Source organism: Nonomuraea maheshkhaliensis (genome assembly GCF_039529435.1).
In the GTDB taxonomy this organism is placed as follows: domain Bacteria; phylum Actinomycetota; class Actinomycetes; order Streptosporangiales; family Streptosporangiaceae; genus Nonomuraea; species Nonomuraea maheshkhaliensis.
The window spans coordinates 55,722-63,889 of the sequence record NZ_BAAAMU010000063.1 but is presented as its reverse complement, the minus strand read 5'-3'; the positions used below and the strand labels follow the sequence as shown (position 1 = coordinate 63,889).

Sequence of the window (8,168 nt, the reverse complement as noted above, 5' to 3'; positions counted from 1 at the left end):
AGAGCGCCGAGCCCACGCCGGGGCCCGGGCCGCTGCTCGACGCGCTGACGCCGCAGGAGCTGCGCATCGCCGGGCTGGTCGCCGACGGCCTGTCGAGCAAGGAGATCGCCGCGCGGCTGTTCCTCAGCCCGCGCACGGTCGAGTACCACCTGTACAAGATCTATCCGAAGCTGGGCATCGGCACCCGTACTGAACTCGCGCGGCTGGTAGTTCTACGGAAGGCGGGCACGGCGCGGCAGGACATGCTTTGAGCATGCATATCGACATCTGGAGTGAAGAGTTCGGCACCGCCACCGACGTGCCGATCCTGCTGGTCATGGGGTCGATGTCCCAGGGGATCCTGTGGCCGGACGAGTTCGTCGGCCGGCTGACGGCGGGCGGTCGCCGGGTGATCCGGTACGACCACCGCGACACCGGCCGGTCCGGCACCGTGGACTTCGCCACGCACCCGTACACGTGGGAGGACATCAAGGACGACGTGCTGCGGGTGATGGACGCGCACGGGCTGGAGAGCGCGCACCTGGTCTGTCACTCGGCGGGCGGGCTGCTCGGCCAGCTGATCGCGGTGGAGCGGCCGGAACGGGTGCGGACGCTCACCGTCATCGGCTCGTCACCGCTCGGCGGCGGCGAGGGCATGGTGATCATGCGAGCGCTGATGGGGCAGCCGCAGCCGGAGGGCAGCCTGCCCGAGCCCGCGCCGGAGTTCACCGGCTTCTACCGCGAGCTGATCGCCGCGCCGCCGCCCCGGGACCGCAGGGAGCGGATCGAGCTCATGATCGCCGAGCAGCGCGTGCTGCACGGCACGGCGCTGCCGTTCGACGAGGACGCCGCCCGCCGTCTGCAAGAGCGGATCTTCGACCGGGCCCGCGACCTGGACGCCGTGGCCAACCATCGCCTGGCGGCGGCGGCCAGGCCCGACTTCGAGCCGGTGGGCGTGCTGGGCCGGATCACGGCGCCCACGCTGGTCGTCGAGGGCACCCACGAGCCGGCCAAGCCGGGCCACGGCGAGCTGATCGCGAAGGAGATCCCGGGGGCGCGGCTGCTGATGATCGACGGCATGGGGCACACGCTGCCCCCGGAGGTGCACGAGGAACTGGCCGCGGCCGTCCTCGCGCACACCGCCGAGTAACGCGGGCGGGTGACCACCCGGGGGTGTCGCGGCCGGATGGCGGCGTTGGGCAGCGCCGCCGGGTGCCCGGCCGGGTGGCGGCATCGGGTGGCGGCATCGGGTGGCGGCGCCGGGACGCCCGCCCGTCAGAGGAGTTTCTCGATGGCCCCCGTGACCGCGGGGTCCTCGGGGGTGGTGCGGGGGCGGAAGCGGGCCACGACCCGGCCGTCGCCGTCCACCAGGAACTTCTCGAAGTTCCACTGGATGTCGCCGGCCTCCCCCTGCTCGTCGGCCGCCTGGGTCAGCTCGGCGTAGAGCGGGTGCCGGCCGGGGCCGTTGACCTCGGCCTTCTCCAGGAGCGGGAAGTCCACGCCGTACGTGGTGGCGCAGAACTGCTCGATCTCCTCCGCCGAGCCGGGCTCCTGGCCGGCGAACTGGTTGCACGGCATGCCGATGACGGTGAAGCCGCGAGGGCCGTACTGCCGCTGGAGCTGCACCAGGCCGCCGTACTGGGGCGTGAGGCCGCACTTCGAGGCCACGTTGACGATGAGGGCGGGCTTGCCGCCCGTCAGTTCCGCCAACGTCGTGGGGGCGTCCGCGAGGGTGCGGAGCGGGATGTCACTGAGGCTCATGATGTGACCCTACAGAACGAGTCAGGACGATAAATGTGACACAGTCCTCAATCTCGCCACCAATCCCCAGAAAAAGGTATATATCGAGATCTTTACTGACGATCCGCCTTTCCAAGGTCAATTCGCTGTAAAGGGCATCAGTCGGGCACTGTGCTGCGGTCCATGAACCCCCTCGAAAGGGAACCCGCATGCCCATGCTCCGCCGTACCGGCGTCCTGGTCCTGACCGCCACCCTGGTGGCGGCGGGCGGCGCCCCGGCCGCACAGGCGCAGAGCTCCCGGACCAGCGGCAAGAACAAGTCCATCGCCCGGCCCCTGGTGGCCGCGCGCGGCTGGAACCTGGCCCAGTTCGGATGCCTGGTGAGCCTCTGGCACAGAGAGAGCGGATGGAACCACCGCGCCGGCAACCGCGCCTCAGGCGCCTACGGCATCCCGCAGGCCCTTCCCGGGCACAAGATGGCCTCGGCCGGCCGCGACTGGCGGACCAACCCCCGCACCCAGATCAGGTGGGGCCTGTCCTACATCAAGGAGCGTTACTCCTCGCCGTGTCGCGCCTGGGCGCACTTCCAATCCCACGGTTGGTACTGACCCAAACCCCAGGTTTGATCGCGTTTTCCGGCAAGGCCCGCCCAGGCAGGCGGCGAACCGGGCAATCCCGCTCCAGCGAGAGGACCTTTTATCCGCAACGATCACACAAACACCTGTCCTTCGCGTGTCCCCATCCGTGAACAGCGGTGACAGCGCGTAATAGGAATCGTGCTAGAGGACACGTCGCGGTGCCCTCCGGGCCGCCCAGCGAGATCGGGCGGAGACGGAAATCCCGGAGGGCCGCGCGGACCCTCCGCGCCCGAGCCACGGGCGCGGACCGGCAGGACGCCGGCTGACGGCGCCCGTCCGCACGCGACCCGACAGTGAGGATTCACGTGGACAAGCGCGCCTTGAGCGGCACACTCATCTCCGTCACCGCGATCACCGCGCTCGGCACCGCCCTACCGGCCGTGGCCGAGAGCAGGCCACCGGTCAGGACCGGGATCTGGACCACGTCGGCGCAACCGAGGATGGCGGCCGTGCAGCCGTCGGGCCGGAACAAGAGGATCGCTCTCGACCACGTCGTCCAGCGCTCGTGGAACGCCAGAGAGTTCCGCTGCCTGGACAACCTGTGGACCCGCGAGAGCGGATGGAATCACAAGGCGCTCAACCGCTCGTCGGGCGCCTACGGCATCCCGCAGGCCCTTCCCGCCGGCAAGATGAGCGGTGCCGGCCGCGACTGGAAGTCGAACCCGGAGACGCAGATCCGGTGGGGCCTGGCCTACATCAAGGGGAGGTACGGCAGGCCTTGCGGCGCCTGGGGGCACTGGAGATCACACAACTGGTACTAGCCCGTTCCGGAGGGCATCCGGAGCGAGCTCACCGGGTGCCCTCCCGACGGCCCGCGTGCGCCTCGATCGCCTTGACCAGCAGTTCGAGCCCGAACTCGAACTCGGCCTCGTGGTCGCACTCGGCCAGCAGCTCCGCCAGCGAGCTCACCTCGGGGAACAGCGCGGGATCGACGCCGTCGGCCGTGATCGTCCTGGTCTGCTCGGGCGCGAACGCGGGCGTCACCCCGACCTCGCGCAGCAGCGAGCCGACGATGTAGGCGATGAACATGCGCAACATCCGCACCGCGTCCGCCCCGTCGAACCCCGCACTGCGCAGCGTGGCCAGCGCCCGCTCGACCGGCAGCAGACCGGCGGCGGAGTGGAGCTGGCGGCTGACGACCAGCATGGTCGAGCGCGGATGGTGGTGGGCGATCTGCCGGAAGGCCCGCGCCTGCGTGCGCACCCGGTCGGTCCAGTGGGCGTCGGGGTCGTCGGTGAACTCGATCCGGCTCAGCACCGCCTCGGCCACCCCGTTGAGCAGGGCGTCCTTGTTGGGCACGTGGTTGTAGAGCGACATCACCCCCACGCCGAGCTCGGCCGCGATGCGCCGCATGGAGACCGCGTCGGCGCCCTCGCGCTCGATGAGGTCGATGGCCGCGGCGATGACGCGGGCCCGGTTGAGGGGCTCGGAGTGCATAGCTCATTCTACGGATCGCGGTGATCTCAACGATCGTGCCCGGCGCGGGCGACGATCCGGCAGACTGGGCGTGATGCGGCGGATAGTGACCTATCGCGACGCCGTGGCGCTGCTCGGCGGGCCGAGCGCGATCACGGACGTCCTCGACAAGGCGTCGTCCATGGCCCTGTTCGGGCTGGGCGCGATCGACCTGTTCGACGCGCGCGCGGAGGCAGTGCGGCTCGGCGACGCGTTCCTCCGCCGGCTCCGCGACAAGGTCAAGGGCCTGAGCCGGTACGACACGACGCAGCGGCTGGCGGCGGCGCACGCGGTCATCGTGGTCACCGCCTACCTCGACGCGCTTGCCGAGGTGGATGTGCTGCGCCAGCTTACGCCGGACGACCAGCGCAGGATCACCGGCACCGAGGAGATCGGGCGTTCACTGCTCTCCTATCAGGCCCCGCTGCCCACCCCCGCCGTCCCGTTCGAGAAGCTGCTGACAATCGTCGAGGGGACCTACGCAAGCTACACCGTCGAGCTGACGCGTTTTCTGGCTGGGCTGGAATGCTGGGACCGCTGGGACGAGACCACCAGGTCCAGGCTCGACCGCGGCCTGCCGCCGCGGGCGAGACGCCGCTACGAGGAGCTGTTTCACCGGCTCGCGGCCGACTTCCCCGAGGTGGCGTGCTGGTCCGATCGCGTCGATCACCAGGCCACCCGTGCGGAGGTCAGGGACTTGGCGCGCGGGCTCGAGGGGATCAGGCGACAGCTCGCCGCGATCCCGGCGACACGCACGCCGTCCGACCGGCTGACGGCGTTGATCAGGTCGAACCGGGCCGTGCTCGGCCGCCCGTCCGTGTCCTCCACCAGGACGCCGCCGGGCATGCGGATCCCCCCGCTGGAGCAGGGCTACATCAACCCCGGCTACCGCCTGCTGCCCTGGATGTCGGCGCGGTCTCCGATCACCGCCGAGGAGGAGTGGGCGCCGCTGGCCCGCCGTCACGATCTGGATTCCTTCTTCGTCGGCCACCTCACGCAGCCAGAGGCCACGTACGCGCCCCTCCTCGTGCTCGGCCAGCCGGGCGCGGGCAAGTCGGTGCTGACCCAGGTGCTGGCGGCCCGGCTGCCCGAGAGCGAGTTCCTGCCGCTCCGCGTCGAGCTGCGCGACATTCCCGCCGACGCCGACGTGCTGGCCCAGATCGAGCATGGCATCAGGGCCACACTGGACGAGGCGATGTCGTGGCCGGAGTTCGTGCACGCGGGCAGAGGCGCGCTGCCCGTCGTCCTGCTGGACGGCTTCGACGAGCTGCTCCAAGCGACCGGCGTGAACCAGAGCGACTACCTGGAGCGGGTGGTCCGTTTCCAGGAGGCCCAGGCCGAGCGGGGCCGGGCGCTGGCGGTCGTCGTCACCTCAAGGACGGCGGTGGCCGACCGGGCGCGAATCCCGTGGGGGGCATCCGTCATCCGGCTGGAGCCGTTCGACAGCGAGCAGATCCACCAGTGGGTCGGCACCTGGAACGACAGCAACGATGGCTACTTCCGTGAGCGCGGCCTGCAGCCGCTGCCCGTGGACCGGGTGCTGGCCGTGCGGAACCTCGCCGGGCAGCCGCTGCTGCTGCTCATGCTCGCCCTGTACGACGCCGACGCGAACGCGCTGCGCCTCATGAACGAGGACCTGCACGAGGCGGAGCTGTACGAGCGGCTGCTGCAGGGCTTCGCCGCCCGCGAGATCGGCAAGGCGCGCACCGACCTCACGGATGAGGAACGGGCCCGAGCCGTGGAAGACGCGCTTCTGCGCCTGTCGGTCACCGCGTTCGCGATGTTCAACCGGGGCCGGCAGTGGGTCTCCGAGGCCGATCTGGACGCCGACCTGCGGGCGCTGCTGCCCGATGAGACCTCCCCTGCCCAGGACCACGGCCTGCGCCGCACGCTGACCCCAGCCGAGAGCGTCATCGGCGGCTTCTTCTTCGTGCGCACGACCCAGGCGCTCCGCGACGACCAGCGGCTCAAGACCTACGAGTTCCTGCACGCCACGTTCGGCGAGTACCTGGTCGCTCGGCTGGTCGTCAGGGAACTGGCCGACATGGCCGAGGAGCTCGCGTTCGCCGGTTCCCGCCGGCGCCCCGCCCGGCCCGACGACGCCTTCCTGCACGCGCTGCTGTCGTTCGCGGCCCTCACCGTCCGCGCCCCCATCGTGGACTTCCTCAGGTACGGGCTGGCCACCGCTGTCCCGCCCGACCGGCGCGCGCTGCTCACCCGTCACCTGTGCGAGTTGTTCGCCGGCTCGCTGATGGAGCGGCCCGGCTCCCCCTACGACGCTTACCAGCCGGTACGGGCGGAGGCGACCCTCCGTTACGCCACCCACAGCGCCAACCTGCTGCTGCTCGCCGTGCTGTCGGCGGGCGAGCCCGTCACGGGCACGGATTTGTTCGGCACCGCCCAGCCGGAGCAGGCGAACGAGCGGTGGCGCCGGATCTCCCGGCTGTGGCACGCGCAGCTCAGCAGGGCGGAGTGGGACGCGCTCACCCGCACCATCAGGATCCGCCACTTCGTGAGCGGCCGGAGCAGGATGATGACCGCCGCGTTCGAGCGGGATCCGGTCATCGACAGCCGCGACCTGGCCTTCTTCACCTGGCCGGACGGCGAGGACGAGGGCCGGGCGGAGAGCCCGTACCGGATCCGATCGAGCAACTCGGTCTGGATGCGCGAGATCGCCTTCCGCGACGACACCACGCTCGCGCACCTCTTCATCGCTCTGCTGCCCTACCAGGCGGAGGTCGACGACGGGGCCCTCGGCGCCAACCCCCGCAGTCGCGTCGCCGATCTGCTCACCCTCCTGCTGCGCCGCGCCCCCGACACACGCGCCTACATGCGCGCCCTGGCCCTACCGCCGACGCGGCAGTACGTGGATCGGGTGCTGAGACAGCTGGAGGTGGACGCCCACCACCTGCCATACGCCGACGTGCTGTTCATCCTCAACCAGGCCGGCGTCTGGTGGCAGCCCCCCGACCGGCTGGAGAACGTCCTGCGCGTCCTGCGGAGCAGGCCGAACCCCAACCCGGGCGTGCTGGCGGAGATGGAGGAGCTGCTAGTCCACTGGAAGGCAAAGGACGAGGCGGGTTTCTGGCCCCTCCCCGATCCTGAGATCACCCCCGTGAGCCCTGGCGATCTCACGGGCGATGGGCAATCCGAGCCCACTCCCCCCGGTATCCCGTGACCTGGTCGTATCCAGCCGAGTGAACCGCTGGAACACGGTCTCCCGCATGTCCTCAGGAATCCCGGGCCCGTCGTCCGACACCTCCAGCAACGCCTCGTCCCCCCGCCGGCACACCGCCACCCGCACCCGCGTGTCACCGTACCGATCAGCGTTGGACAGCACGTTCGTGAAGAGCCGGGCCAGCCGCAGCCGATTCCCCCGGACGAACACGCACGGTTCGAGGCTCAGCGTGACAGGCAGCCGCCCAGGGCGGCGGCCGACCTCCTCCTCGACCATCCGTCCCAGGTCGATGCGCTCCTGCCGGATGTCGCCGCCGGCGTCCAGCCGGGCCATCAGCAGCAGGTCCTGCACGATGTCGGACAGTCGCCGCGCGTCGTTCAGCGCGGCCCGCCAGTCCTCGGAGGTACGCTCCTCCATCCCCGCCTCCAGCCGCACCATCAGCGCCGTGATCGGCGTGCGCAACTCGTGGGAGGCGTCGGAGACGAACCGGCGGTGCCTGGCCACGGCGTCCTCCAGCCGGGCGAGCGTGTCGTTGACGGTCGTGGCCAGCTCGGCCACCTCGTCCTCGGTGCCGGGCACCTCGATGCGCCGGCCCAGGTCCTCGGCGCTGATCCGCTCCAGGCCGCTCCTGATGCGCTCGACAGGGGCCAGGACGTGGCCGACCCCGTACCAGGCGCCCCAGCCCATCAGCGCCAGCAGCACGCCGGAGGCGCCGAACAGGATGGCGGCGATGTAGGACGAGTCGAGCTGGAACGGCTCGCGGATCGCGGCGTAGGCCACCACCGACCCGTACGCGGTGGCGCGGTTGCTGGTGCCCACGACCACCAGGCAGCCTTCGGGCAGGCACACCCGGGAGCTGACCCGCGAGTCGCCGCCCTCGGGCCGCTCCAGGGTGAGCGGCGGCCGGCCGGCCAGCCCGGCACTGGCCGCCACCACCTCGCCCTTCAGGTTGACGACCTGCAGCAGCCCGACACCCGCCTGCGGCGGGATCGGCCCGGTGAACTTGCGGTCGTCGATGAGCGTGGTGATGCGCCGGCTGGCCTCGTCGGCCTGGTCGACGATCCGGTCCCTGACCCGCGACGGGTACAGGAGCGAGATCGCCGTCGCCCCGCTCAGCAGCAGGATGCCGAACACGACCACCGTCGCGACCGTCATCCTGCACCTGATGGACCGACAGT

General features: G+C 70.8%; 7 protein-coding genes and 1 pseudogene. 5 read left to right on the top strand and 3 right to left on the bottom strand.

All coding sequences use genetic code 11. The features are described 5' to 3' along the window. A partial coding sequence (locus ABFX54_RS33955) for a helix-turn-helix domain-containing protein (protein ID WP_346110688.1) occupies positions 1-251 on the top strand: 251 nt, incomplete at its 5' end. Between the two features lie 2 nt (positions 252-253). Beyond that, entirely contained in the window at positions 254-1,129 is an 876-nt protein-coding gene (locus tag ABFX54_RS33950) for an alpha/beta fold hydrolase (protein WP_346110686.1), read from the top strand. Positions 1,130-1,254: 125 nt separating this feature from the next. On the opposite strand, the gene ABFX54_RS33945 is transcribed toward ABFX54_RS33950, so the two are convergent. After that, on the bottom strand, positions 1,255-1,740 hold the full coding sequence (locus ABFX54_RS33945) for a glutathione peroxidase (RefSeq protein ID WP_106234396.1): 486 nt from the start codon (positions 1,738-1,740) through the stop codon (positions 1,255-1,257). 188 nt (positions 1,741-1,928) lie between these two features. Between ABFX54_RS33945 and ABFX54_RS33940 the strand changes: the two genes are divergently transcribed. Further along, on the top strand, positions 1,929-2,327 hold the full coding sequence (locus tag ABFX54_RS33940; protein WP_346110685.1) for an aggregation-promoting factor C-terminal-like domain-containing protein: 399 nt from the start codon (positions 1,929-1,931) through the stop codon (positions 2,325-2,327). A 335-nt stretch (positions 2,328-2,662) separates the two neighbouring features. Beyond that, on the top strand, positions 2,663-3,118 hold the full coding sequence (locus tag ABFX54_RS33935) for an aggregation-promoting factor C-terminal-like domain-containing protein (RefSeq protein WP_346110684.1): 456 nt from the start codon (positions 2,663-2,665) through the stop codon (positions 3,116-3,118). A gap of 28 nt (positions 3,119-3,146) precedes the next feature. Here the strand turns inward: ABFX54_RS33935 and ABFX54_RS33930 are convergent, their stop codons facing one another. After that, positions 3,147-3,794: a TetR/AcrR family transcriptional regulator C-terminal domain-containing protein gene (locus ABFX54_RS33930; RefSeq protein WP_346110682.1), complete on the bottom strand. Its 648-nt coding sequence runs from the start codon at positions 3,792-3,794 to the stop codon at positions 3,147-3,149. On the opposite strand from ABFX54_RS33930, the pseudogene ABFX54_RS57145 reads away from it, so the two are divergent. Then, positions 3,700-4,464: pseudogene (locus ABFX54_RS57145) on the top strand (NACHT N-terminal helical domain 7-containing protein); the annotation flags it as partial. The gene ABFX54_RS33930 and the pseudogene ABFX54_RS57145 overlap by 95 nt on opposite strands. 2,397 nt (positions 4,465-6,861) lie before the next feature. On the opposite strand, the gene ABFX54_RS33925 reads toward ABFX54_RS57145, so the two are convergent. Then, positions 6,862-8,145 (bottom strand): sensor histidine kinase, encoded by a 1,284-nt coding sequence (locus ABFX54_RS33925; RefSeq protein ID WP_346110681.1) that lies wholly within the window; start codon positions 8,143-8,145, stop codon positions 6,862-6,864. Positions 8,146-8,168 lie beyond the last annotated feature (23 nt).

Excerpts from the sequence above, each read along its gene's own strand:
- ABFX54_RS33950 (WP_346110686.1), top strand. The coding sequence starts at position 254 with ATGCATATCGACATCTGGAGTGAAGAGTTCGGCACCGCCACCGACGTG.
- ABFX54_RS33945 (WP_106234396.1), bottom strand. The coding sequence starts at position 1,740 with ATGAGCCTCAGTGACATCCCGCTCCGCACCCTCGCGGACGCCCCCACG.
- ABFX54_RS33940 (WP_346110685.1), top strand. The coding sequence starts at position 1,929 with ATGCCCATGCTCCGCCGTACCGGCGTCCTGGTCCTGACCGCCACCCTG.
- ABFX54_RS33930 (WP_346110682.1), bottom strand. The coding sequence starts at position 3,794 with ATGCACTCCGAGCCCCTCAACCGGGCCCGCGTCATCGCCGCGGCCATC.
- ABFX54_RS33925 (WP_346110681.1), bottom strand. The coding sequence starts at position 8,145 with ATGACGGTCGCGACGGTGGTCGTGTTCGGCATCCTGCTGCTGAGCGGG.